This is a genomic window from Rhodovarius crocodyli (assembly GCF_004005855.1).
Lineage (GTDB): Bacteria > Pseudomonadota > Alphaproteobacteria > Acetobacterales > Acetobacteraceae > Rhodovarius > Rhodovarius crocodyli.
The window spans coordinates 42,215-66,804 of sequence record NZ_SACL01000008.1 but is presented as its reverse complement, the minus strand read 5'-3'; the positions used below and the strand labels follow the sequence as shown (position 1 = coordinate 66,804).

Sequence of the window (24,590 nt, the reverse complement as noted above, 5' to 3'; positions counted from 1 at the left end):
TCAGCCTTTCTCGAAACGCCAGGGTGAGGTTCCATCCTCATTGGGGTCGAGTGTGAGCCGATGATCGAGCGGCGGGAAGGCCCGGCTGCGGCAATCCGTGCGGTCGCATAGCCGGCATGACAGGCCGATCCCCACGGGGTCATGCTTCATGTCCATGCCTTCGGCATAGAGGATGTCGCCCGCATGGGCGGCGTCGCAGCCCATGGCCACGACATGCAGCGGCGGCGGGTCCCCCCAGCCGCGCCCCTGGCCCTGCACCGTGCGGGCGAAGCACAGGAAGCGCGCGCCATCGGGCAGGGCGGCGTGCTGCACCCGCAGCGTGCCCGGGGTGGTGAAGGCCTGGTGCACCACCCATTTCGGGCAGCTGCCGCCGAAGCGGGCGAAGGGGAAGCCCGCCGCCGAGAAGCGCTTGTCCACATTCCCCGCCAGGTCCACCCGCAGGAAGAAGAAGGGCAGGCCGCGCAGCCCCTCCCGCTGCAGGGTGCAGAGGCGATGGGCCGCCTGTTCGAAGGAGACGCCGAAGCGCGCTGCCAGCGCGTCCAGGTCGTGGCGCAGGGTGCGCGCGGCCGCGTGGAAGGGCTGATAGGGCATCAGCAGCGCGCCGGCGGCATAGTTCAGCAGCCCGATGCGGATCAGCGCGGCCGCGTCGGGGGTTGAGGGGGCGGCATCGCGGATCAGCGTGTCGACCGGCTCCCCAGCCTCCAGCAGCAGCAGCTGGAAGGCCATCTGAAAGCCCCGGCTTTCGCGCGGCAGGGTTTCCGAGAGCGCCAGCAGCCGCGCCGCGGGGTCATAGCGGCGCAGCGCGCCGTCCAGCGGCCCCACCGCCACGCGAACCCCATGCCGGCTGCGCAGGCGCTCCGCGATCGCGTGGTTCATGCCGGCGGCCGTGGCGCCCAGCTCCTGGCCCAGCGTCTCCGTCAGCGCCTCCAGCGCCGGGAAATGGTTAGCGCGGTCATGGAAGAAATCCCGCGTTTCCTCGGTCGGCATCAGCAGGCGGCGGCCGGAGGGCAGGGCGAGGCCCGCGCTGTCCTCTCGCGCGACGCGCCAGGCACGATAAAGGGCGAGGATGGCGCGCGCGGCACCGGGGGCCGAGGCGGCGAGTGCTGCGACCTCCACATCCGGCACCTTCTCGCTGCCCAGCGCCTGGTCGGCGAAAACCTCCCGCAGGCTGGTCTCCATCGCCTTCTCGGAATGGCCGGAGAGGGTGGCGATATCCACGCCCAGCGCCTCGGTCAGCTTGATCAGGATGGCGGCGGTGACGGCGCGCTGATCGTGCTCAATCAGGTTCAGATAGCTGGCGGAAATGCCGAGCCGCGCGGCCAGCGCCTGCTGGGCGACGCCCTGTTCGGTGCGCAGGCGGCGCACCACGCGCCCGATCAGCGGTTTCGACATCAGCTTCGCCCCATTTACATGTTTTACTTTTTTGCGCCGCCGAAGCGGGAGTGATTTACCGGCTTACCGATTGACATCATTTATCTATCTTTCGTCCGGAACCCGCAATGTGAAATCTTCACTTCACGCCCGGAGCGACATCACCGCACCGGCACCAGAAGGAGACGACCATGCGCACCGAACCGAATTTCGCGCCTGACGGCACCATGCGCGGCCCCGGCGGCGGCGCCCCCGGCTGGGGCGACGGCATCCGCCGCGACTACACCCCGGAGGACGTCCGCCGCCTGGCCGGCAGCTTCCGCATCCAGCACACGCTGGCCGAGCAGGGCGCCCTGCGCCTGCGCCGCCTGCTGGCCGAGGAGCCCTTCGTGAACACGCTGGGCGCGCTGACCGGCATGCAGGCGCTGCAGCAGGTCAAGGCCGGGCTGAAGGCCATCTACCTCTCGGGCTGGCAGGTCGCGGCCGATGCCAATTCCGGCGGGCAGATGTACCCCGACCAGTCGCTCTATCCGGTGGACAGCGTGCCGACCGTCGTGCGCCGCATCAACAACGCGCTGCGCCGCGCCGACCAGATCTCCACGCTGGAGCGCTTGACCGGCAAGGGCGAGGACGACACGCACTACATGGCGCCGATCATCGCGGATGCCGAGGCCGGCTTCGGCGGCGCGCTGAACGCCTATGAGCTGATGAAGGGCATGATCGAGGCCGGCGCCGCGGGCGTGCATTTCGAGGACCAGCTGGCCTCGGAGAAGAAGTGCGGCCACCTCGGCGGCAAGGTCCTGGTGCCGATCAGCCAGCATATCCGCACCCTGAACGCGGCGCGCCTGGCGGCCGATGTGGAGGGCGTGCCGACCGTGCTGCTGTGCCGCACCGACGCGGAATCGGCCCAGCTGCTGACGGCCGATGTGGATGAGCGCGACCGCCCCTTCATCAGCGGCGAGCGCACGCCCGAAGGCTTCTTCCGCATCACGCCGGGCATGGGCAAGCAGTACGCCATCGCGCGCAGCCTGGCCTATGCGCCCTATGCCGACCTGCTGTGGTGGGAAACGTCTGACCCCGATCTGAACGACGCGCGTGAGTTCGCCGAGGCGATCCACCGCCAGTTCCCGGGCAAGATGCTCGCCTACAACTGCTCGCCCAGCTTCAACTGGCAGCGGAAGATGGGTGTGGAGGCGGCGGCCCGCTTCCAGCGCGAGATCGCGGCCATGGGCTACAAGTTCCAGTTCGTGACGCTCGCGGGCTTCCACAGCCTGAACCTGTCCATGTTCAAGCTGGCCCGTGGCTATGCCGAGCGCGGCATGGGCGCCTACAGCGAGCTGCAGCAGGCCGAGTTCGCGGCCGAGAGCGAGGGTTTCACCGCCGTGCGCCACCAGCGCGAGGTGGGTGTGGGCTACTTCGACGCGGTGGCCATGGCCGCCAGCGGCGGGCAGGCCAGCACCACGGCGATGGCCCACAGCACCGAGGCAGCCCAGTTCCATGGCTGAGCTCCATGGCTGAGTTCCACGGCTGACCGTGATGAGCGGCCCCGCTGGACGGGCCGCCTGCACCCCCGCTGGATGGGGTGCGTCGCCACCGGGGGGAAACCTCCGGTGGCGATCTCGTATGGGCATGAAAAAGGGCGCCCCGCCATGCAGCGGGGCGCCCCTCGGATCCGCGGCCTGTCGGCCGTGGGATCAGTTCTTGGCCTTGTCGACCAGGGCGGACTTGGTGATCCAGGGCATCATGGCGCGCAGCTTGGCGCCCACTTCCTCGATCGGGTGCTCGGCCAGCTTGCGGCGGGTCGCCTTGAAGGAGGCCTGGTTCACCTTGTTCTCCAGCATCCAGTCGCGGGTGAACTTGCCGGTCTGGATGTCGTTCAGCACGCGCTTCATCTCGGCCTTGGTCTCAGGCGTGACGATGCGCGGGCCGGTGACGTATTCGCCGTATTCCGCGGTGTTGGAGATGGAGTAGTTCATGTTGGCGATGCCGCCCTCATAGATGAGGTCGACGATCAGCTTCACCTCGTGCAGGCACTCGAAATACGCCATCTCGGGGGCGTAGCCGGCTTCGCACAGGGTCTCGAAGCCCGCCTTGATCAGCTCGACCAGGCCGCCGCACAGCACGGCCTGCTCGCCGAACAGGTCGGTCTCGCACTCTTCCTTGAAGGTCGTCTCGATGATGCCCGAGCGGCCGCCGCCGACGGCGGAGGCATAGGACAGCGCGATTTCCAGCGCGTTGCCCGAGGGGTTCTGGTGCACGGCCACGAGGCACGGCACGCCGCCGCCCTTCAGGTATTCGCCGCGCACGGTGTGGCCGGGGCCCTTCGGCGCGATCATGAACACGTCGATGTCGGCGCGGGGCTCGATCAGGTTGAAGTGCACGTTCAGGCCGTGGGCGAAGGCCAGCGCCGCGCCGGGCTTCATGTTGTCGTGCAGGTGCTCGCGGTACAGGTCGCCCTGCAGTTCGTCCGGCGTCAGCACCATCACGACATCGGCCCACTTCGCCGCGTCGGCGGGGGTCATCACCTTGAAGCCGGCGGCCTCGGCCTTCTTCCAGGACGCGCCGGGGCGGGCACCGATGGCCACCTCGGTGGCGCCGCTGTCGCGGATGTTCTGGGCATGGGCGTGGCCCTGGCTGCCGAAGCCCACGATCACGACCTTCTTGGCCTTGATCAGGTTAACGTCGGCGTCGCGATCGTAGTAAACGCGCATTTGCTTCTTCCTCGTTGAATCTACAGGCAAAAGTTCAGGCGGCGATATGCCGCGTTCCCCGTGCGATGGCCACCGCACCGGTGCGGCTGACTTCCGCCAGGCCGATCGGGCGCATCAGCGCGCAGAAGGCGTCGATCTTCTCGGCATTGCCGGTCATCTCGAACACGAAGCTCTCGGTGGTGGCGTCCACCACCCGGGCGCGGAAGGCATCCGCCAGGCGCAGGGCCTCCACCCGGTCGTCGCCCTGGGCCACGACCTTGATCAGCGCGAGTTCACGCGTCAGGTGCGGGCCTTCGAGCGACAGGTCGCTGACCTTGTGCACCGGCACCAGCCTATCGAGCTGCGCCTTGATCTGCTCGATCACCATTTCGGTGCCCGAGGTCACGACGGTGATGCGGCTGATGCGGCCGGTCTCGTCCACCGGGGCCACGGTCAGGCTGTCGATGTTGTAGCCGCGGCCGGAGAACAGGCCGATGACGCGCGCGAGCACGCCGGCCTCGTTCTCCACCAGCACCGCGATGGTGGCGGAGCGTTGATTCGTCTCGGACATGTTTCTTACACCAGCACCTTGCCTTCGTCGGTCACAGAACGGGCATTGCCCTCCTGGTCCGGGCCAAGGATCATTTCGTTATGGGCGGCCCCCGACGGGATCATCGGGAAGCAGTTCTCGTCCTTCGCGACCAGGATGTCCGCGATGACGGGGCCCGGATGGGCGATCATCTCGCGGATCACGCTGTCGAGCTGGTCGGCGTTCTCGGCGCGCAGCCCCTTGGCGTGGAAGCTCTCGGCCAGCTTCACGAAGTCGGGCAGGGCGGCGGAATAGCTCTCGGAATAGCGCCCGCCATGCAGCAGTTCCTGCCACTGGCGCACCATGCCCATGTATTCGTTGTTCAGGATGAACACCTTCACCGGCAGGCGGTACTGCGCCAGCGTGCCCATTTCCTGGATGTTCATCAGGATGGAGGCTTCGCCCGCGATGTCGATGCACAGCGCATCGGGGTTCGCGATCTGCGCGCCCATGGCGGCCGGCAGGCCATAGCCCATGGTGCCCAGCCCACCCGAGGTCAGCCAGCGGTTCGGCTTGTCGAAGCCGAAATACTGCGCGGCCCACATCTGGTGCTGCCCCACCTCGGTCGAGATGATGGTTTCACGCCCCATCTCGCGCGTGATCTCGAACAGGCGCTTCACCGCGTGCTGCGGCTTGATGATCGGGCCCTGCTGCTTGTAGGCGAGGCAGTCCTTCGCGCGCCATTCCTTGATCTGCTGCCACCAGCCGGCCAGGGCTTCCTTGTCCTGGGCGGCGCTGTCGGCCTTCCAGGCCTCGATCAGCGCGGCGAGCGTCCGCCCGGCATCGCCCACGATCGCCACGTCGACCTTGACGTTCTTGTTGATGGAGGACGGGTCGATATCCGCGTGGATCTTCTTGGAATCCGGGCTGAACTTGTCCAGCCGCCCGGTCACGCGGTCATCGAAGCGCGCGCCGATGTTCAGCATTACGTCGCAGCCGTGCATGGCGAGGTTGGCCTCGACCGTGCCGTGCATGCCCAGCATGCCCAGGAAATGCGGGTCGCTGGCGGGGAAGGCGCCGAGCCCCATCAGCGTGTTGGTGCAGGGCATGCCCGTCATGTGGGTGAACTCACCCAGCAGGCGCGATGCCTCGGGGCCCGCATTGATCACGCCGCCGCCGGCATAGATCACCGGGCGCTTCGCACCCTTCAGCAGGGCCACGGCTTCCTTGATGCGCGCCGCATCGGGCTCCACCTGCGGGCGGTAGCTGCGGTGGGGCACGCTGGCCGGCGGGGCCTCGGTATAGGGGGCCGGCTTGATCAGGATGTCCTTCGGCAGGTCGATCACGACCGGGCCGGGGCGGCCCGAGCGCGCGACATGGAAGGCCTCATGCACCGTGCGCGACAGGTCCTCGCTGCGCTTCACCAGGTAGTTGTGCTTGGTGGCGGGGCGGGTGATGCCGGTGGTGTCGGCCTCCTGGAAGGCATCATTGCCGATCAGGTGCGTCGGCACCTGGCCGGTCAGGCAGACCAGCGGAATGCTGTCCAGCAGCGCATCCACCAGGCCGGTGACGGCATTGGTGGCACCGGGGCCGGAGGTGACCAGCACAACGCCCACCTTGCCGGTGGAACGGGCATAGCCCTCGGCCGCATGCACCGCGGCCTGCTCGTGGCGGACCAGGATGTGGCGGATGGCGTTCTGCTGGAACAGCGCGTCATAGATCGGGAGTACGGAACCGCCCGGATAGCCGAAGATCACCTCTACGCCCTGCTCCTTCAGTGCCTGAAGGATGACCTCGGCACCCGGACGCAGATCCGTGGTGGCAGGTGCAGGGGTGGTGATGGCGGACATGATATTCCCGTCTGGTTGGCGTTTACGAGGCTTACCTATTCGTCCTGCGATGCAGCGTCAACCGCGCGACGCACGAAAGTGACCAATTTTTCCTGTTCACTTTCCGAAAATTGCGCAAGTCCCGCGAAGCGCGCATGGATCATATGCAAGGCGTTCGGGGCCACCAGCGCCTGGTGGCGGAACCAGGTGGCCTGGCGCTTGGTGTATTGCCCGGTGTTGAGGATGGCCCGATCCCGTGCCTGGGCGGGAGTCATTTCCGCGCGAAGCATGGCTGCCAGCTCCGGCACGCCATGCGCGCGCATGGCGGGCAGGGCGGGATCGAGGTGCAGCAGGGCGCGCACCTCCTCGATCGCGCCGCCGGCGAGCATGGCGTCGAAGCGGGCGGCGATGGCCGCGCGCAGGGCCTCGCGCGGCGGGTCCAGCAGGATGGCGCCGAAGGCCCAGGGGGCAGGGGGCAGCACCGGCGCCTCGCGCTGCCAGGATGCCAGGCCCCGGCCCGTCGAGATCTGGATTTCCAGCGCGCGGGTCACGCGCTGGCTGTCGCCGGGGCGCAGCTTGGCCGCGGTCTCGGCATCCAGCAGGGCGTGCACCGCCTCGGGGCCGCGTTCCGCCAGCAGGGCGCGCGCTTCGGCGCGCGCGGCCTCCGATACCTCCGGCAGGGCGGAAATGCCCTGGGTCAGCGCGCGCAGATACATGCCGGTGCCGCCGCACAGGATGGGCAGCGCCGCGCGCTCCATCTCCGCCAGCGCGGCCTGCCGCCACCAGGCGACATCGGCGGGCCGGGAAGGGTCGCGCACGCCATAAAGGCGATGCGGCGCGCGGGCCTCGTCCTCCGGTCCCGGCTGGGCGGTGATGACGCGCAGCCCGGCATAGCACTGCATGGCGTCCGCGTTGATCACCGTGCCGCCGAACCGCTCGGCAAGTTCCAGCGCCAGCGCCGACTTGCCGCTGGTGGTCGGGCCGCAGACGATAAGTGCGGGCGGCTTGCGCCCAGGGGCCGGCTTCTGCATGGTCCGCCCGCCATGCCGCATATCCTCACGCTTGTCGCGCCCCAGGGCGCGCTTTCCGCCAATCTGCTTCCCGGGATTCGCCGGGCATTGGACGTTCTCGGCGCCGATTGCGGCACCCCCGACTGGCTGTCGGAGGGCGAGGCGGTGGACATCTCCTTCGCGAACCTGGCGCCGGAGCCCGCCATGGCCGCCGCCCGGCAGGCGCTGGGCGAGGCCCCGGTGGACGCCATCGCTCAGCCCGCCGAGACCCGCCGCAAGAAGCTGCTGCTGGCCGATATGGACAGCACCATCGTCACCAGCGAGACGCTGGACGAACTGGCCGCCGAGGCCGGGCTGAAGGAGAAGATCGCCGCCATCACCGCCCGCGCGATGAACGGCGAGCTGGATTTCAAGGCCGCCCTGCGTGAGCGCGTGGCGATGCTGAAGGGGCTGGAGGAAGCCGCGCTGGAGCGCACCTGGGCCACCACGGAGCTGATGCCCGGCGCCCGTGAGCTGCTGGCCACCATGCGCGCCGGCGGGGCGCATACCGCGCTGGTTTCCGGCGGCTTCACCTTCTTCACCGGCCGCGTCGCCGCGCTGGTGGGCTTCCATGAGCACCATTCCAACGTGCTGGAGATCGAGGCCGGCCGCCTGACCGGCACCGTGGCGGACCCCATCCTGGACAAGGACGCCAAGCTGGCCACGCTGAAGCGCCTGGCGGCCGGGCTGGGCCTGTCGCTGAATGAGGCCGTGACCGTGGGTGACGGCGCGAACGACCTGCCCATGCTGCTCGCGGCCGGGCTGGGTGTGGCCTATCACGCCAAGCCCAGCGTTCAGGCCGAGGCCCGCTTCCGCCTGAACCATGCCGACCTGCGCGGCCTGCTGTTCGCGCAGGGTTATCGGGCAGCCGAGATCAAGGCCGGCTGATCAGCCGGGCAGGCTGTAGCTCTGCCACTGCTTCTTCATCTCGGCCTTCCAGGGCTTGCCGGTCGCGGTCATCGGCAGGGATTCGACGAATTCCACCGCATCCGGCACCCACCACTTCGCCACCTGGCCCTCATAGATGCCCAGGATGGACTTCGCGCAGGGGGTGGTGCCGGGCTTGGGCACCACCAGCAGCAGCGGGCGCTCATCCCACTTCGGGTGATGCACCGCGATCACGGCCGCCTGCGCCACGTCCGGGTGCTTCAGCGCCAGGTTCTCGAGCGCGATGGAGCTGATCCACTCCCCGCCGGATTTGATGACGTCCTTGGCGCGGTCCACGATCTCGATGGCGCCCAGCGGGTCCAGCGTCACGACATCGCCGGTGCGCATCCAGCCATCCTCGGTGAAGGCGTGGTCATGGGCGCGGTTGAAGTAGCCGCTGGCCACCCAGTGGCCCTGCACCTGCAACTCCCCGAAGGCCTTGTCGTCCTGGGCAATGGGCTGGCCGGCATCGTCCAGCACGCGATAGTCCACGCCGAAATGCGGCCGCCCCTGCTTGCGGGAGTAGCGGAGGAACTCATCCTCCGACCAATGGGCGGTCTCCGCCTTGCGGGAATTGGTGGACCCAAGCGGGCTGATCTCCGTCATGCCCCAGGCATGCAGGATGGAGACGCCGTATTGCTTCAGGAAGGCCTCGGTCACGGCCACGGGCAGGGCCGTGCCGCCCACCACCAGCCGGGGAGGATGGGCGAAGCGACGGTGGGGCTCGGCCTGCAGCCATTGCAGCAGGGCGGTCCAGAGCGTGGGCACGCCGGCGCTGAAGGTCACGCCCTCGCCCTCGAACAGGGTGTGCAGGCTGGCCGGGTCCAGCTTCGGCCCCGGCAGCACCAGCCCGCTGCCGGCCATGGGCGCGGCATAGGGCAGGCCCCAGGCGTTCACATGGAACATCGGCACCACCGGCATCACCGTATCGAGCGCCCGCAGGGCAAAGACATCCGGCTGGATGGCCGCCATGGCGTGCAGGACGGTGGAGCGATGGGAATACAGCACCCCCTTCGGCTCGCCCGTGGTGCCGGAGGTGTAGCAGAGAGAGCTCGCCGCCCGCTCATCCAGCGCGGGCCAGTCGTAGTCGCTGTCCTCTCCGCCGATCAGCTGGTCGTAGCTCAACACCGGCACCGACAGGGCAGGGGCCTGCCCCGCACCCAGCACCACCACGGCGCGCAGGCTGGGCGGCAGCCGGTCCGCGATCTTCTCCAGCACCGGCAGCAGGGAGGCATCGACGAACAGTGCGGTGTCCTGCGCATCGTTCAGGATGAAGGCGATCTGTTCGGGAAACAGCCGCGGGTTGACGGTGTGCAGCACCGCCCCGCTGCCCGACACCGCGTAATACAGCTCCAGATGCGGCAGGGTGTTCCAGGCCAGCGTGGCCACGCGGTCGGTGCGCCGCACGCCCAGCCGTGCCAGCCCATGGGCCAGCTGCGCCGCCCGGGCGGCCACCTCCGGATAGCTGCTGCGCGTCATCCGGCCGGACGCATCCAGGCTGGCCAGGCGCGCGCCCCGGTGATGGCGCGCCGCATGGCGCAGGATGGACGACACGAGCAACGGGTGCTCCTGCATCAGTCCGTGCATGAGTTCCTCCCTAGTCTTTTTCTGGGAGGGACTATCGGGAGTTCCCGCCGCGCATTGCAAGCTCAACCGATGGGCGCAACCGGGCCCTGATGGCTGCGTTACGCCACCGCATCCATCATCGTTTTCCGGAAGGGAGAGATTTTCATGGGTTTTCTGGCGCGGACCGTCATCACCGCCTTCGCCTTCTGGTGCGCGGACATGCTGCTGGACGGCATCGCCTTCAGCGGCCCCTTCGCCCTGTTCTTCGCCGCCATCATCTTCGGCCTGGTGAACGGCTTCATACGCCCGGTGCTGGCGCTGCTGTCGCTGCCCATCACCATCATCACGCTGGGCTTCTTCGTGCTGGTCATCAACGCGGCCATGCTGGGGCTGACGGCGCTGCTGATCCCGGGGATGACGGTGGCGGGCTTCGGCTCGGCCTTCTTCGGCGCGATCATCGTCTCGATCGTGTCCTGGCTGGTGAACCGCACGATCGACTGAGCGGCCTCAATCGACCGAGGCCAGCTCTCCGCGGTCCAGGCGCAGGCGGTCGAATTCCTCGGCACTGACCGGGGCGCCGAACAGGAACCCCTGCGCCTCCGCGCATTCTTCCTCGCGCAGGGCGCGGGCCTGGGCAGGGGTTTCCACACCCTCGCCGATCAATTCCACCCCCACGGCCTTGGCCATGCCGACCATGGCGCGGACCATGGCCCGGGCCTGGGGCTGCTCGGCCACCTCCTTCACGAAGCTGCGGTCGATCTTGATGCGGTCGCATTCCAGCTGGCGCAGATGCGACAGGCTGGAGAAGCCGGTGCCGAAATCGTCCAGCGCGATGCGCACGCCCATGTGCCGCAGCAGGCGGATGTTGGACATCACCGCCTCCATGTCGCGCAGGATCGCCGTCTCGGTCATCTCGATCTCCAGGCGCGACGCGCTCATGCCCGTTTGCTGCAGCGTGCGCTCGACCATCCTGGCGAAGCCCGGCTCCCTCAACTGCACCGCCGAGGCGTTGACCGCGACGAGGAGGGAGGGCCGCACCGCGCCGAAGCGGCAGGCTTCGGCCAGCACGAACTCGCCGATCGGCAGGATCAGGCCGGTATCCTCGGCCAGGGGCACGAAATCGGCGGGCGAGTGGCGCGTCCCGCTCGAATCCTGCCACCTCAGCAGGGCCTCCGCCCCCGTCAGGCGGCCGGAGGAGAGATTGACCTGGGGCTGGTAGACCACGCTGAACTCATTGCGGTGAAGCCCCTCGCGCAGCGCCGCTTCCAGCGCGCGGCGGCGGCGCTGCGCCTCGTTCATCGCGGGCTCGAAGAAGCGCCAGGTGCGCCGCCCCTCGGCCTTGGCGGCATAGAGCGCCACATCCGCTTCCTGCTGCAGCGTCGCCGGGGCGTGGCTGCCGTCACTCAGGGCGATCCCGATCGAGACGCCGACCTCGGCGTGCTTGCCTTCAAGCTCCACCGGGATGGAGATCGCGCCGATCACGCGGCGGGCCAGCATCTCGGCTTCCTCCGGGCCCTCGATGCCGGGCATGAGGATGGAGAACTCGTCGCCGCCCAGCCGGGCCACGGTGTCGGCGGAGCGGATGCAGAGCTCGAGCCGCTCCGCGATCCGGCGCAGCAGCTGGTCGCCGGCGGCATGGCCCAGCGTGTCGTTCACCTCCTTGAAGCGGTCGAGATCGAGGCAGAGCAGGGCGATCGTGCGGCCCTCCCGCGGGGCGGCCGCCAGGGATTGCTGCAGGCGGTCCTGGAACAGCGCGCGGTTCGGCAGGCGGGTCAGCGCGTCGAAATTCGCCATCCAGCTGAGGCGCTCCGTCAGGCGCTCCCGCTCGGCCAGGTTCTCGCGGAACAGCTCCGTGGCCCTGCGCAGGTCCCGCAGCTCCTGGATCATGGGCATGTCGCCGGAGGCCAGCTGCGACGACTTCCGCCCCTCGCCCAGCTCCGTGAACATGACGCTGAGGGTGTGCAACCGCCGGGCTAGCCGGGCGCCGAGGAAGGCCACGGCGGGAATGACCAGGAACAGCACGAACAGCACGGACAGCACGATGGCGCCGACGGCCAGGTTGCCGGGGCGGTCCACATCCGCCTGGGGCCACAGCAGCAGCACGCCCAGGTCGCTGCCGGGAATGTTCAGGTGGCGATAGAGCGTGATGAAGCGGTTGCCGGCCAGGACCATGGGGCGCGCCTCGGTCTCGGACGGGCCGCGCCACTGGCGGAACAGCGAATCGGGATTGACGGTGATGGTGCCGGCGACCAGCCCATCCGACGAGACGAGAAGCAGGTCACGGCGGGACAGCTTGGCCAGGTCGCTGACGAACTGCGCGTTCACGCGCCGTACCAGGGAAATCCAGCCAACATGCTCGCTGTCGGACATCACGGGCGCATTGCCCGCCAGCAGGAAGCTGCCCGGCGCGCGGGGGTCGTCGATGACGCGCGTGAAGGCCTGGGCGTCGGGCTCCCCGGCGGTGGTCATCGGGCCGATCAGATCCTCGCGGAAGCGCCCGCGGGCGGCATCGCCCATGGTGCTGGCCAGCACGGAGCCATCGACCCTGATGGCCTCCACCTCCTCGATCATGCTGCCCACGCTCTGCAGGCTGCGCCGGGTGCGGTCGATCATCTCCAGCGCCGGCTGGTCCTCACCGCCGGCCAGCGCCCTGCCCATCGAGCTGCGGTCGGCCGCGGCCGCCGCGTACAAGGCAAGGGAATCGGCCATGTCATGCAGCAGGGCGACGGCGCCGTCGGCATCGTGGCTGAGGTTGAGCCGGGCTTCCTGCAAGGCGTTGCGCTGCACGAAGCCGGCGCTGAGGGTGCCGGCCATGAGCGCGGCCAGCAGCGGCGGCAGCAGCCCGCCGACCAGCAGGGCGGTACGGAGCCTGACGGAGGGCAGCCATGCACCGAGCCCGCGCTTTGCCGCAGGCTGGCTGGACCGGGCGACATCTGGCTCGGCCGACATGTCCCTCGGGTCGGGCGGGCTCATGAAGCAGGCTCCGGCTATGGCTGGCGCCCCTGAAGTATAGGCCTGGGGTCTAGCGCCCAGTTAAACCTTTTGCGATCAAAGTGCGCCGCAAAAGATTCCGTGATAATCATGGGCGGATTTCCAGCTTCCCGTCACGCGGCATGACGCGACAGGGGTGGACAGCCCCTCCGAAAGGGTCTAGAGCGGCGCCCCGCCGGGAATGCACCCGGCGCCCCATCAGTGGCATTCACTGGGGAACGCGGGAGACGAGGCCGGGTCCGTCAGGATCTGGCCCATGTCGCATGGACCGCGGGCCTCGAGGATTTTGTCCCGGGTTACGTTGAGGATAGATCATGGCCAAAAAGATTATTGGCTACATCAAGCTGCAGATCCCCGCGGGCAAGGCGAATCCGTCCCCGCCGGTCGGCCCGGCGCTGGGTCAGCGCGGCCTGAACATCATGCAGTTCGTGAAGGAATTCAACGCGGCGACGCAGCAGATGGAGCCGGGCACCCCGACCCCCGTCGTCATCACCGCGTTCTCCGACCGTACCTTCTCCTTCGTCACGAAGACGCCGCCGAACACCTACTTCCTGCTGAAGGCCGCGAAGATCGACAAGGGCAGCACCACCCCGGGCAAGGGCCCGAATGTGGGCCGCGTGACCAAGTCTCAGCTGGCGGAAATCGCCAAGGTGAAGATGAAGGACATGAACTGCACGACGATCGAGTCCGCCGTGCGCCAGCTGGCCGGGTCCGCCCGCGCCATGGGCGTCACCGTGGTGGAGGGCTGAGACCATGGCGAAGCTGACGAAGCGCGCGAAGGCCCTGGCGGCCACTGTCGAAGAGAACAAGCTGTACGGCCTCGATGAGGCGATCGCGCTGGTGAAGGCCAATGCGAAGGCGAAGTTCGACGAGACGATCGAGATCTCGATGAACCTGGGCGTCGACCCCCGCCATGCGGACCAGATGGTGCGCGGCGTGGTCGGCCTGCCGAACGGCACCGGCAAGACCGTGCGCGTGGGCGTGTTCGCCCGCGGCCCGAAGGCCGAGGAAGCCAAGGCTGCCGGTGCCGACGTGGTCGGCGCCGAGGAGCTGGCGGCCGCCGTGCAGGAAGGCAAGATCGACTTCGATCGCTGCATCGCGACCCCGGACATGATGGCCCTGGTCGGCCGTCTGGGTAAGATCCTGGGCCCGCGCAACCTGATGCCGAACCCCCGCCTGGGCACCGTGACCATGGACGTCAAGGGCGCCGTGACGGCGGCCAAGGCCGGCCAGGTCGAGTTCCGCGCCGAGAAGGCCGGTATCGTGCACGCCGGCATCGGCAAGGCTTCCTTCGACGCCGCCAAGCTGGTCGAGAACGCGAAGTCCTTCGTGGACGCGATCCAGAAGGCCCGCCCGGCGGGTGCCAAGGGCACCTACGTCAAGAAGGTGGCGGTCTCCTCCACCCAGGGCGCTGGCGTGAAGGTCGACGTGTCGACCATCGGCGCGGCCTGAAACAAGATGCGTGCCACCTGAACAGGGTGGCCGAGCAGGGGGCCGGCTCGCCGGCCTCCGAACCTGTCTGAGAACGCATGCGGGGCATGGCCCCTTGATGGATGGACACCCATCCGCAGGCGGGAGGCGGGGCGCCAAGGTATGCCGGTACTGCCGGCTTGGCTTGGGTTCCGGCTTTTACTGAGACAGGCGAACCATGGGCCGTGGTGGGAAACCAACGCGGCCCGCGTGTGAACCGGCCGGTTCATCGCGGTTTGCCGAAAGGCGGCGCGGTGCCCCGGCCACCATCGGAGACGACACGTGGATAGGACGGAAAAGCGTAACTTCGTTACGTCGCTCGCCGCGATCTTCGCGGACACGTCCTTCGTTCTGGTGGCTCGCAATGACGGTCTGACGGTTCAGGCCGTCGACAAGTTGCGGCGCCAGATGAAGGACGCGGGCGCGACGTACAAGGTCGCGAAGAACCGCCTGGCCGTGCGCGCACTTGATGGCACCCGCTTCCAGGCCATTTCTCCCCTGCTGAAGGGCCCGACCGCGCTTGCGTGGTCCGCGGACCCGGTGGCGGTGGCGAAGACGGCCGTGGAGTTCGCCAAGGGGAACGACAAGTTCGTGATCCTCGGCGGGGCACTCGGCACCCAGAGCCTGACGCTTGATGGCGTCAAGGCCCTCGCCGAACTGCCTTCGCTGGATACGCTGCGCGCGCAGCTGGTTGGTCTCATCCAGACCCCGGCTTCTCGCATCGCCTCGGTGCTTCAGGCACCTGGCGGGCAGCTGGCGCGGGTGTTCAAGGCTTACGCCGACAAGGACGCCGCATAGTCCGGAACTACTCTTGCACCCGGTTGAGGGCGATCTTCGCCGGCCGGGTTGTCAAAACCAAGTCAAGCCCTTATCTCAAGGAATACGAAAATGGCCGATCTCGTTAAGCTGGTGGACGAGCTGTCCAGCCTGACCGTTCTCGAAGCTGCCGAGCTGTCCAAGCTGCTCGAAGAGAAGTGGGGCGTTTCCGCCGCCGCTCCCGTGGCCGTGGCTGCTGCCCCGGCTGCTGGTGGCGCTGCCGCCCCGGCTGCCGAAGCGCAGACCGAGTTCACCGTCATCCTGGCCGACGCTGGCGACAAGAAGATCAACGTCATCAAGGAAGTCCGCGCCATCACGGGCCTGGGCCTGAAGGAAGCCAAGGACCTGGTCGAGGGCGCGCCCAAGACCATCAAGGAGTCGGTGTCCAAGGACGAAGCCGACAAGATCAAGAAGGTGCTGGAAGAGAACGGCGCCAAGGTCGAGGTCAAGTGATCTCGTGGCCCGGCCTTCGGGCCGGGCCGCAGTATTTACTACGGGGAGCGGGCGAGGACCACGGGGTCCTCGTCCCTCTCTGCGTTTCAGGGGGCCTTCGGGCCTGATAGGTCATCAGCCCTACCGGGCTGGTCATTTGAGGAAGCTGGACAGGCATGAACGCTATCTCCAAGCCGTTCAAGGGCAGCAAGCGCATCCGTCGTAGCTTTGGGCGTCTGCCCGAAGTGGCGCCGATGCCCAACCTGATCGATGTGCAGCGCTCCTCCTATGCGCAGTTCCTGCAGATGGATACGCCGCCGGACAAGCGCACGCCGACCGGCCTGCAGGAAGTGTTCAAATCCGTTTTCCCCATCGATGACTTCGGTGGCCGCGGCCGGCTGGAATTCGTCCAGTACGAGCTGGAGGAGCCGAAGTATGACGTGGAAGAGTGCATTCAGCGCGGCCTGACCTTCGCGGCGCCCCTGAAGCTGCGCCTGCGTCTGATCGTGTGGGATATCGACGAGGACACCGGCAGCCGCTCCGTCCGCGATATCAAGGAGCAGGACGTCTACATGGGCGACATGCCCCTGATGACGGACAACGGCACCTTCATCGTGAACGGCACCGAGCGCGTCATTGTCTCCCAGATGCACCGCAGCCCGGGCGTGTTCTTCGACCACGACAAGGGCAAGACGCACAGCAGCGGCAAGTACCTGTTCGCCGCGCGCGTCATCCCCTATCGCGGTTCCTGGCTGGACTTCGAGTTCGACGCCAAGGACATCTGCTACGTCCGCATCGACCGCAAGCGCAAGCTGCCGGCCTCCACCCTGCTGCTGGCGCTGGACAGCGCCGCGACCGAGGCGAAGCGCGCCGACGCCGCCGCCCAGGGCCGTGAGCTGGAGCCGGGCGAGATCCGCGGCATGGACGCCGAGGAAATCCTGAACGCCTTCTACGGCCAGGTGACCTTCACGCGCAGCCCGAAGGGCTGGGCCCGCCCCTATGACCCCGAGGCGTTCCGCGGCCTGAAGCTGATGGAAGCGCTGGTCGACGCCAAGACGGGCGCCATCGTGGCCGAGAAGGACGCGAAGCTGACCCCGCGCGCCGCCCGCAAGATCGCCGAGGGCGGCACCACCGAGGTGCTGGTCGGCCGTGCGGACCTGCTGGGCCGCTTCATGGCCGAGGACCTGGTGAACTACGAGACCGGCGAGATCTGGGCCGAGGCCGGCGAGGAGCTCACCGAAGCCCGCCTGACCTCGATCGAGGATGCCGGCATCGACAGCCTGCCGACGCTGGCCATCGACCAGTCCGTCGGCCCCTGGCTGCGCAACACGCTGATGGTGGACAAGAACACCGGCCGCGACGACGCGCTGATGGACATCTATCGCGTGATGCGCCCGGGTGAGCCGCCGACGCCGGAGACGGCCGAGACGCTGTTCAAGGGCCTGTTCTTCGATCTGGAGCGCTACGACCTGTCCTCGGTCGGCCGCGTGAAGATGAACATGCGTCTGGGCTTCAGCAACGACGAGGTGGCCGACACCATCCGCACGCTGCGCAAGGACGACATCATCACCACCCTGCGCATCCTTCTTGAGCTGAAGGACGGCAAGGGCTCGGTCGACGACATCGACAACCTCGGCAACCGCCGCGTGCGTTCGGTCGGCGAGCTGATGGAAAATCAGTACCGCCTGGGCCTGCTGCGCATGGAGCGCGCGATCAAGGAGCGCATGGGGTCGGTCGATATCGACACCGTGATGCCGCATGACCTGATCAACGCGAAGCCTGCCGCGGCCGCCGTGCGTGAGTTCTTCGGCTCCTCGCAGCTGTCCCAGTTCATGGACCAGACCAACCCGCTGTCCGAAGTGACGCACAAGCGCCGCCTCTCGGCGCTTGGCCCGGGCGGTCTGACGCGTGAGCGCGCGGGCTTCGAGGTTCGTGACGTTCACCCGACCCACTATGGCCGCATCTGCCCGATCGAGACGCCGGAAGGCCCGAACATCGGTCTGATCAACAGCCTGGCCACCTTCGCCCGCGTGAACAAGTACGGCTTCATCGAGACGCCGTACCGCCTGGTGAAGGACGGCAAGATCGTCGGCGAGCCGCGCTACCTCTCCGCCATGGAGGAGGAGAAGCTGATCGTCGCCCAGGCCGATGCCGAGGTCGACGCCGCGACCGGTGAGTTCAAGTCCGAGCTGGTCTCGGTGCGTCAGTCTGGCGACTTCCGCCTGGTGCCGCCCGAGCAGGTGACGGCCATCGACGTCTCGCCGAAGCAGCTGGTCTCCGTCGCCGCCGCGCTGATCCCGTTCCTTGAGAACGACGACGCCAACCGCGCGCTAATGGGCTCCAACATGCAGCGCCAGGCGGTGCCGCTGGTGAAGTCCGACGCGCCGCTGGTCGGCACGGGCATGGAAGCGGCCGTGGCGCAGGACTCCGGCGCCGCGATCTCGGCCAAGCGCGAGGGCGTGGTCGACCAGATCGACGGCGCGCGCATTGTGGTGCGGGCGACGGGCGGTGACGGCCAGACCATCGGCGTGGACATCTATCGCCTGCGCAAGTTCCAGCGCTCCAACCAGTCCACCTGCATCAACCAGCGCCCGCTGGTGAAGGTGGGTGACCGCGTCTCCGCCGGCGACATCATCGCCGACGGCCCGAGCACGGAGCTGGGCGAGCTGGCGCTGGGCCGGAACGTGCTCGTCGCGTTCATGCCTTGGAACGGCTACAACTTCGAGGACTCCATCCTCATCAGCGAGCGTATCGCCCGCGACGACGTCTTCACCTCGATCCACATCGAGGAGTTCGAGGTCAGCGCCCGCGACACCAAGCTGGGCCAGGAGGAAATCACCCGCGACATCCCCAACGTCGGTGAGGAAGCCCTGCGCAACCTCGACGAGGCGGGCATCGTCTATGTGGGTGCCGAGGTGCAGCCGGGCGACATCCTGGTCGGCAAGGTGACGCCGAAGGGCGAAAGCCCGATGACCCCGGAAGAGAAGCTGCTGCGCGCCATCTTCGGCGAGAAGGCTTCCGACGTCCGCGACAGCTCGCTCCGTCTGCCCCCGGGCACCACGGGCACCATCGTGGATGTGCGCGTGTTCAACCGCCGCGGCGTCGACAAGGACGAGCGCGCCATGGCGATCGAGCGCGCCGAGGTCGAGCGTCTGGCCAAGGACCGCGACGACGAGAAGGGCATCCTGGAGCGCAACTTCTTCGGCCGTCTGCGTGAGCGCCTGATCAACCGGAAGGCTTCCGGCGGCTTCAAGGCGATCAAGCCCGGCACGCCCCTGACCGACGATGTGCTGGAGCAGTTCGCCCCGGCCACCTGGCGCCAGATCGGCGTGCAGGACGACGCGGTGATGGCCGAGATCGAGGCCATGAAGCGCGAGTTCGACGCCGCGGTCGAGAAGCTGCAGAAGCGCTTCGAGAGCAAGGTCGAGAAGCTGCAGCGCGGCGACGAGCTGCCGCCCGGCGTGATGAAGCAGGTCAAGGTGTTCGTGGCGGTGAAGCGCAAGCTGCAGCCGGGCGACAAGATGGCCGGCCGTCACGGCAACAAGGGTGTCGTCTCTCGCGTGGTCCCGCTGGAGGACATGCCGTTCCTTGAGGACGGCACCCAGATGGACCTGGTGCTGAACCCGCTGGGCGTGCCCTCGCGCATGAACATCGGTCAGATCCTTGAGACGCACCTGGGCTGGGCCTGCGCGACCCTCGGCCGTCATGTCGGTGAGCTGGTGGAGGAATACCGCCGCCACTCCGGCGTGCGCGAGGAACTGCTGGCCAAGCTGAAGGACGTCTACGGCGAGGAGATCTTCGAGCGCGACATCGCGCCGATGAGCGAGGATCAGCTGTTCGAGCTGGGCGATAACCTGAAGAAGGGCATCCCCATCGCGACGCCGGTGTTCGACGGTGCCCGCATCAGCGACATCGAGGGCATGCTGGGCAAGGCCGGGCTGCACAGCTCGGGCCAGATGCAGCTGATCGATGGCCGCACGGGTGAGCCGTTCGAGCGCAAGACCACGGTCGGCTACATCTACATGCTGAAGCTGCACCACCTGGTCGACGACAAGATCCACGCCCGCTCGATCGGCCCCTACTCGCTCGTCACGCAGCAGCCGCTGGGTGGTAAGGCGCAGTTCGGTGGCCAGCGCTTCGGCGAAATGGAGGTCTGGGCCCTGGAGGCCTATGGTGCCGCCTATACGCTGCAGGAAATGCTCACGGTGAAGTCGGACGACGTGGCCGGCCGCACGAAGGTCTACGAGGCCATCGTCCGCGACCAGGACAGCTTCGAGGCCGGCATCCCCGAAAGCTTCAACGTGCTGGTCAAGGAACTGAAGAGCCTGGGCCTGAACGTCGAGCTCGAGACCGGCAACGAGTGATTCCTGACAGGCCGGCGCATCGGATGCGCCGGCCGCGACTACCCTTTTCACCGCCCCGGGTTGTTCCCCAGGGCAGGATGGAGCTGAGAGCGCCATGAATGAACTGATGAAGATTCTGGGCCAGACGGGCCAGTCGGTTAGCTTCGATCAGATCAAGATCACCATCGCCTCTCCCGAGCAGGTGCGCAGCTGGTCCTACGGCGAGATCAAGAAGCCCGAGACCATCAACTACCGCACCTTCAAGCCGGAACGTGACGGCCTGTTCTGCGCGCGCATCTTTGGTCCGATCAAGGACTACGAGTGCCTGTGCGGCAAGTACAAGCGCATGAAGTTCCGCGGCATCGTCTGCGAGAAGTGCGGCGTCGAGGTCACGCTGGCCAAGGTGCGCCGTGAGCGCATGGGCCACATTGAGCTCGCCTCGCCCGTGGCGCACATCTGGTTCCTGAAGTCCCTGCCGTCCCGCGTCGGCCTGATGGTCGACATGACGCTGAAGGACCTGGAGAAGGTCCTGTACTTCGAGTCCTATGTGGTGCTCGAGCCGGGCCTGACCGACCTCAAGCTGCATCAGCTGGTTAGCGAGGACCAGTACCAGAACAAGCTGGACGAGTTCGGCGAGGACGCCTTCACGGTCGGCATCGGCGCCGAGGCGGTGAAGCAGATCCTGACCGGCTGCGACCTGGACAAGGACGCGGTGCGCCTGCGCGCCGAGCTGAAGGAGACCACCTCCGAGGCCAAGCGCAAGAAGCTCGTGAAGCGCCTGAAGCTGATCGAGGCCTTCCTCGAGAGCGGTTCGCGCCCCGAGTGGATGATCATGGACGTCGTGCCCGTGATCCCGCCCGAGCTGCGCCCGCTGGTGCCGCTGGACGGTGGCCGCTTCGCGACCTCTGACCTGAACGACCTGTATCGTCGCGTCATCAACCGCAACAACCGTCTGAAGCGGCTGATCGAGCTGCGCGCGCCGGACATCATCGTGCGCAACGAAAAGCGCATGCTGCAGGAAGCCGTCGACGCGCTGTTCGACAACGGCCGCCGCGGCCGCGCCATCACGGGTGCCAACAAGCGCCCGCTGAAGTCGCTGTCCGACATGCTGAAGGGCAAGCAGGGCCGCTTCCGTCAGAACCTGCTCGGCAAGCGCGTCGACTACTCCGGCCGCTCGGTCATCGTGGTCGGCCCCGAGATGAAGCTGCACCAGTGTGGCCTGCCGAAGAAGATGGCGCTCGAGCTGTTCAAGCCGTTCATCTACTCCAAGCTCGAGAAGTACGGTCACGCCACCACCATCAAGGCCGCGAAGCGGATGGTGGAAAAGGAGCGTCCCGAGGTGTGGGACATCCTGGAGGAAGTGATCCGCGAGCATCCCGTGATGCTGAACCGCGCGCCGACGCTGCACCGCCTGGGCATCCAGGCCTTCGAGCCGACGCTGGTCGAAGGCAAGGCGATCCAGCTGCACCCGCTGGTCTGCACCGCCTTCAACGCGGACTTCGACGGTGACCAGATGGCCGTGCACGTCCCGCTGAGCCTTGAGGCCCAGCTGGAAGCGCGTGTGCTGATGATGTCGACCAACAACATCCTCAGCCCCGCGAACGGCAAGCCGATCATCGTGCCGTCCCAGGACATCGTGCTGGGCCTGTACTTCCTCAGCCTCGACACGCCCGAGTTCAACGTGGCCAAGACCCGCATCGAAGAAGTGAAGGCGCTCGTCGCCTCCGCGACCGAGAAGGGCGGCAAGGGCCTGTCCGAGGACGAGATCGAGGCGCTGAACTACCGCCCGCAGATCTATCGCGGCATGGGTGAGGTGGAGCAGGCGCTGGCCGCCGGCGTCATCCGCGTCCACAGCGCGATCCTGGCGCGCGTGCCGGCCCCGCGCATGGTGGGTGATGCCACCATGGACACGGTGCTGACCACGCCGGGCCGCCTGATGATGGGCAACCTGCTGCCCAAGGATCCCCGCACGCCCTACAGCCTGGTCAACCGCCTGCTGACCAAGAAGAACGTCTCCGACGTCATCGACACCGTCTACCGCCATTGCGGCCAGAAGGAATCGGTGATCTTCGCTGACCGCCTGATGGGCCTGGGCTTCCGCCAGGCGGCGCGTGCCGGCATCTCCTTCGGCAAGGACGACATGGTGATCCCGCCCGAGAAGGCGGAGCTGATCGCCAAGACCAAGTCCGAGGTGAAGGAGTTCGAGCAGCAGTACCTCGACGGCCTGATCACCTCCGGTGAGCGCTACAACAAGGTGGTCGACGCCTGGTCGCGCTGCACCGACGCCGTGGCCTCGGCCATGATGAAGGAGATCTCCCGTCAGGAGGTCGGCAAGACGACGAACTCCATCTGGATGATGTCGCATTCCGGTGCGCGTGGTTCGCCGACGCAGATGCGTCAGCTGGCCGGCATGCGCGGCCTGATGGCCAAGCCCTCCGGCGAGATCATCGAGCAGCCGATCATCTCGAACTTCAAGGAAGGCCTGACCGTGCTGGAGTACTTCAACTCCACCCACGGTGCCCGTAAGGGCCTGGCCGACACGGCGCTCAAGACGGCGAACTCGGGTTACCTGACCCGCCGTCTGGTGGACGTGGCGCAGGACAGCATCATCGTCATCCCCGATTGCGGCACGGAAAAGGGCATCACCGTCCGCGCCGTGATGGATGGCGGCGAGGTCGTGAGCCCGCTGTCCGAGCGTATCCTGGGCCGCACCATGCAGCGCGACGTGATCGACCCGGCGACGGGCGAGGTGCTGCTGGCCCAGGGCGAGCTGGTCGAGGAAGCCGATGCCGAGCGCATCGAGAAGGCCGGCGTGGAGGAGACCTACATCCGCTCCGTGCTGACCTGCGACGCGCGTACCGGTGTCTGCGCCAAGTGCTATGGCCGTGACCTGGCGCGCGGCACGCCCGTCAACGCCGGTGAGGCCGTGGGCGTGATCGCGGCCCAGTCGATCGGTGAGCCCGGCACGCAGCTGACGATGCGCACCTTCCACATCGGTGGCGCCGCGCAGCGTGGTGCCGAGCAGTCGGCCGTGGAGGCGACCGCGGATGCCGCGGCACGCATCTACAACCTGAACATCGTGGTGAACTCCTCGGGCACCCCGGTGGTCATGAGCCGTAACTGCGAAATCGCGCTGGTCGACGCCAACAACCGTGAGCGTGCCCGCTTCCGCGTGCCCTACGGCGCGAAGATGCTGATCAAGGAAGGCGACCAGGTCACGCGCGGCCAGAAGCTGGCCGAATGGGACCCGTTCACCCTTCCGATCCTCACGGAAACCTCCGGTACCGTGGAATACGCCGACCTGATCGAAGGCGTGACCATGGTGGAGCGCACCGACGACGTGACCGGCATGTCCAGCAAGGTGGTGGTGGACTACAAGTCCAACGCCAAGGGCGCCGATCTGCGCCCGCGCCTGCTGCTGAAGGACAGCAACGGCAGCCTGCTGAAGCGCGTGACGGGTGGCGACGCCATCTACTTCCTCACGCCCGACACGGTGCTGTCGGCCGACAACGGCATGCAGGTCTCGGCCGGTGACGTGGTGGCCCGCCTGCCGCGCGAATCGTCCAAGACCCGCGACATCACGGGCGGTCTGCCGCGCGTGGCGGAGCTGTTCGAGGCCCGTCGTCCGAAGGATGCCGCGATCATCAGCGAGATCGATGGCCGCGTCGAATTCGGCAAGGACTACAAGGCCAAGCGCCGCATCATCGTGAAGGCCGACGCCCAGGGCGACGAGCCGGGGATCGAGCGCGAGTACCTGGTGCCCAAGGGCAAGCACGTGTCCGTGCAGGAAGGCGACTACGTCAAGGCGGGTGACCCGCTGGTGGACGGCCCCCGCGTTCCGCACGACATCCTGCGGGTTCTGGGCGTCGAGGCTCTCGCGAACTACCTCGTGAACGAGATCCAGGACGTCTATCGACTCCAGGGCGTGAAGATCAACGACAAGCACATCGAGGTGATCGTTCGCCAGATGCTGCAGAAGGTCGAGATCCTGGATCCGGGCGACACCACCTACCTGATCGGGGAGCAGGTGGACCGCATCGAGTTCGAGATCGAGAACGAGAAGCGGATCTTCGCCAAGGAACGTCCTGCCCGCGCCGAGCCGGTGCTGCAGGGCATCACCAAGGCGTCGCTGCAGACGCAGTCCTTCATCTCTGCCGCGTCGTTCCAGGAGACGACCCGCGTGCTGACCGAGGCCGCCACGGCGGGCAAGGTCGACGTGCTGCAGGGCCTGAAGGAGAACGTGATCGTGGGCCGTCTGATCCCCGCCGGCACGGGTTCGGTGATGAACCGCCTGCGTGCCCTCGCGGCCCAGCGCGACAAGGGCCAGCTGCCGGCGTCGCAGGGGGCGATTCCCGCCCCCGAATCGCCCGCCGCAGCGGAGTGAGGGGAGGGGCTCCGGCCCCTTTTTCCCGTGTATTTTCAATGGGGCGGTGCAGCATTGCAAAGGCTGCACCGCCCCATTCCGTTTTATGAGGAGGCTTCGCTTGACTCATGGGCCCGGTGCCCGTAGTTAGCGGCCCTCGGCCGGGCTGGATCGAAAGATTTGGGCCCGGGGTGTTTTTCAATCGCTGCGCTGC

General features: G+C 67.5%; 16 protein-coding genes. 9 read left to right on the top strand and 7 right to left on the bottom strand.

Annotated elements, in window-relative coordinates; all coding sequences use genetic code 11:
- A complete protein-coding gene (locus EOD42_RS19625) occupies nt 1–1,392 on the bottom strand; it encodes a helix-turn-helix domain-containing protein (RefSeq protein ID WP_127789281.1) in 1,392 nt (463 codons plus the stop codon).
- A gap of 206 nt (nt 1,393–1,598) precedes the next feature.
- On the opposite strand from EOD42_RS19625, the gene aceA reads away from it, so the two are divergent.
- Entirely contained in the window at nt 1,599–2,876 is a 1,278-nt protein-coding gene (aceA, locus tag EOD42_RS19620) for an isocitrate lyase (RefSeq protein ID WP_240655232.1), read from the top strand.
- 189 nt (nt 2,877–3,065) lie between these two features.
- Here the strand turns inward: aceA and ilvC are convergent, their stop codons facing one another.
- From ilvC to miaA, 4 genes are read right to left on the bottom strand one after another with little or no spacing between them, the layout of a single operon-like run.
- Nucleotides 3,066–4,082: a ketol-acid reductoisomerase gene (gene ilvC, locus EOD42_RS19615; protein ID WP_127789279.1), complete on the bottom strand. Its 1,017-nt coding sequence runs from the start codon at nt 4,080–4,082 to the stop codon at nt 3,066–3,068.
- A gap of 34 nt (nt 4,083–4,116) precedes the next feature.
- Nucleotides 4,117–4,632: an acetolactate synthase small subunit gene (gene ilvN / locus EOD42_RS19610; RefSeq protein ID WP_127789278.1), complete on the bottom strand. Its 516-nt coding sequence runs from the start codon at nt 4,630–4,632 to the stop codon at nt 4,117–4,119.
- Between the two features lie 5 nt (nt 4,633–4,637).
- Complete coding sequence (locus EOD42_RS19605) at nt 4,638–6,440, bottom strand: acetolactate synthase 3 large subunit (RefSeq protein WP_127789277.1); 1,803 nt, start codon at nt 6,438–6,440, stop codon at nt 4,638–4,640.
- Nucleotides 6,441–6,475: 35 nt separating this feature from the next.
- Nucleotides 6,476–7,450, bottom strand: coding sequence for a tRNA (adenosine(37)-N6)-dimethylallyltransferase MiaA (gene miaA, locus EOD42_RS19600; RefSeq protein ID WP_206020403.1), 975 nt, complete (start codon nt 7,448–7,450; stop codon nt 6,476–6,478).
- A 12-nt stretch (nt 7,451–7,462) separates the two neighbouring features.
- On the opposite strand from miaA, the gene serB reads away from it, so the two are divergent.
- Nucleotides 7,463–8,356, top strand: a complete 894-nt coding sequence (gene serB, locus EOD42_RS19595) for a phosphoserine phosphatase SerB (RefSeq protein WP_127789275.1) — start codon at nt 7,463–7,465, stop codon at nt 8,354–8,356.
- On the opposite strand, the gene EOD42_RS19590 is transcribed toward serB, so the two are convergent.
- Nucleotides 8,357–9,982, bottom strand: coding sequence for a long-chain-fatty-acid--CoA ligase (locus EOD42_RS19590; RefSeq protein ID WP_127789274.1), 1,626 nt, complete (start codon nt 9,980–9,982; stop codon nt 8,357–8,359).
- Between the two features lie 144 nt (nt 9,983–10,126).
- Here EOD42_RS19590 and EOD42_RS19585 point away from each other — a divergent pair, with 144 nt between their 5' ends.
- Nucleotides 10,127–10,462 carry a phage holin family protein gene (locus tag EOD42_RS19585; protein ID WP_127789273.1) on the top strand — a complete coding sequence of 112 codons (336 nt, stop codon included), beginning with the start codon at nt 10,127–10,129 and terminating at the stop codon, nt 10,460–10,462.
- A gap of 6 nt (nt 10,463–10,468) precedes the next feature.
- On the opposite strand, the gene EOD42_RS19580 is transcribed toward EOD42_RS19585, so the two are convergent.
- Entirely contained in the window at nt 10,469–12,934 is a 2,466-nt protein-coding gene (locus EOD42_RS19580; RefSeq protein ID WP_127789272.1) for a putative bifunctional diguanylate cyclase/phosphodiesterase, read from the bottom strand.
- Between the two features lie 332 nt (nt 12,935–13,266).
- Here EOD42_RS19580 and rplK point away from each other — a divergent pair, with 332 nt between their 5' ends.
- The 6 genes from rplK (at nt 13,267) to rpoC (ending at nt 24,397) form a co-directional block, all read left to right on the top strand.
- On the top strand, nt 13,267–13,701 hold the full coding sequence (rplK, locus tag EOD42_RS19575; protein WP_127789271.1) for a 50S ribosomal protein L11: 435 nt from the start codon (nt 13,267–13,269) through the stop codon (nt 13,699–13,701).
- Between the two features lie 4 nt (nt 13,702–13,705).
- Nucleotides 13,706–14,404: a 50S ribosomal protein L1 gene (gene rplA, locus EOD42_RS19570; RefSeq protein WP_127789270.1), complete on the top strand. Its 699-nt coding sequence runs from the start codon at nt 13,706–13,708 to the stop codon at nt 14,402–14,404.
- 300 nt (nt 14,405–14,704) lie between these two features.
- On the top strand, nt 14,705–15,220 hold the full coding sequence (gene rplJ, locus EOD42_RS19565) for a 50S ribosomal protein L10 (protein ID WP_127789269.1): 516 nt from the start codon (nt 14,705–14,707) through the stop codon (nt 15,218–15,220).
- A 90-nt stretch (nt 15,221–15,310) separates the two neighbouring features.
- The gene (gene rplL / locus EOD42_RS19560; RefSeq protein ID WP_127789268.1) at nt 15,311–15,691 is read left to right on the top strand and encodes a 50S ribosomal protein L7/L12; all 381 of its coding nucleotides are present in this window, start codon (nt 15,311–15,313) and stop codon (nt 15,689–15,691) included.
- A gap of 155 nt (nt 15,692–15,846) precedes the next feature.
- A complete protein-coding gene (gene rpoB, locus EOD42_RS19555; RefSeq protein ID WP_127789267.1) occupies nt 15,847–20,034 on the top strand; it encodes a DNA-directed RNA polymerase subunit beta in 4,188 nt (1,395 codons plus the stop codon).
- A 94-nt stretch (nt 20,035–20,128) separates the two neighbouring features.
- On the top strand, nt 20,129–24,397 hold the full coding sequence (rpoC, locus tag EOD42_RS19550) for a DNA-directed RNA polymerase subunit beta' (RefSeq protein ID WP_127789266.1): 4,269 nt from the start codon (nt 20,129–20,131) through the stop codon (nt 24,395–24,397).
- The last annotated feature ends 193 nt before the right edge of the window (nt 24,398–24,590 follow it).

What these genes read in the sequence shown, in the direction of transcription:
- EOD42_RS19625 (WP_127789281.1), bottom strand. Translation starts at nt 1,392, where the DNA reads ATGTCGAAACCGCTGATCGGGCGCGTGGTGCGCCGCCTGCGCACCGAA.
- aceA (WP_240655232.1), top strand. Translation starts at nt 1,599, where the DNA reads ATGCGCGGCCCCGGCGGCGGCGCCCCCGGCTGGGGCGACGGCATCCGC.
- ilvC (WP_127789279.1), bottom strand. Translation starts at nt 4,082, where the DNA reads ATGCGCGTTTACTACGATCGCGACGCCGACGTTAACCTGATCAAGGCC.
- ilvN (WP_127789278.1), bottom strand. Translation starts at nt 4,632, where the DNA reads ATGTCCGAGACGAATCAACGCTCCGCCACCATCGCGGTGCTGGTGGAG.
- EOD42_RS19605 (WP_127789277.1), bottom strand. Translation starts at nt 6,440, where the DNA reads ATGTCCGCCATCACCACCCCTGCACCTGCCACCACGGATCTGCGTCCG.
- miaA (WP_206020403.1), bottom strand. Translation starts at nt 7,450, where the DNA reads ATGCAGAAGCCGGCCCCTGGGCGCAAGCCGCCCGCACTTATCGTCTGC.
- serB (WP_127789275.1), top strand. Translation starts at nt 7,463, where the DNA reads ATGCCGCATATCCTCACGCTTGTCGCGCCCCAGGGCGCGCTTTCCGCC.
- EOD42_RS19590 (WP_127789274.1), bottom strand. Translation starts at nt 9,982, where the DNA reads ATGCACGGACTGATGCAGGAGCACCCGTTGCTCGTGTCGTCCATCCTG.
- EOD42_RS19585 (WP_127789273.1), top strand. Translation starts at nt 10,127, where the DNA reads ATGGGTTTTCTGGCGCGGACCGTCATCACCGCCTTCGCCTTCTGGTGC.
- EOD42_RS19580 (WP_127789272.1), bottom strand. Translation starts at nt 12,934, where the DNA reads ATGAGCCCGCCCGACCCGAGGGACATGTCGGCCGAGCCAGATGTCGCC.
- rplK (WP_127789271.1), top strand. Translation starts at nt 13,267, where the DNA reads ATGGCCAAAAAGATTATTGGCTACATCAAGCTGCAGATCCCCGCGGGC.
- rplA (WP_127789270.1), top strand. Translation starts at nt 13,706, where the DNA reads ATGGCGAAGCTGACGAAGCGCGCGAAGGCCCTGGCGGCCACTGTCGAA.
- rplL (WP_127789268.1), top strand. Translation starts at nt 15,311, where the DNA reads ATGGCCGATCTCGTTAAGCTGGTGGACGAGCTGTCCAGCCTGACCGTT.
- rpoB (WP_127789267.1), top strand. Translation starts at nt 15,847, where the DNA reads ATGAACGCTATCTCCAAGCCGTTCAAGGGCAGCAAGCGCATCCGTCGT.
- rpoC (WP_127789266.1), top strand. Translation starts at nt 20,129, where the DNA reads ATGAATGAACTGATGAAGATTCTGGGCCAGACGGGCCAGTCGGTTAGC.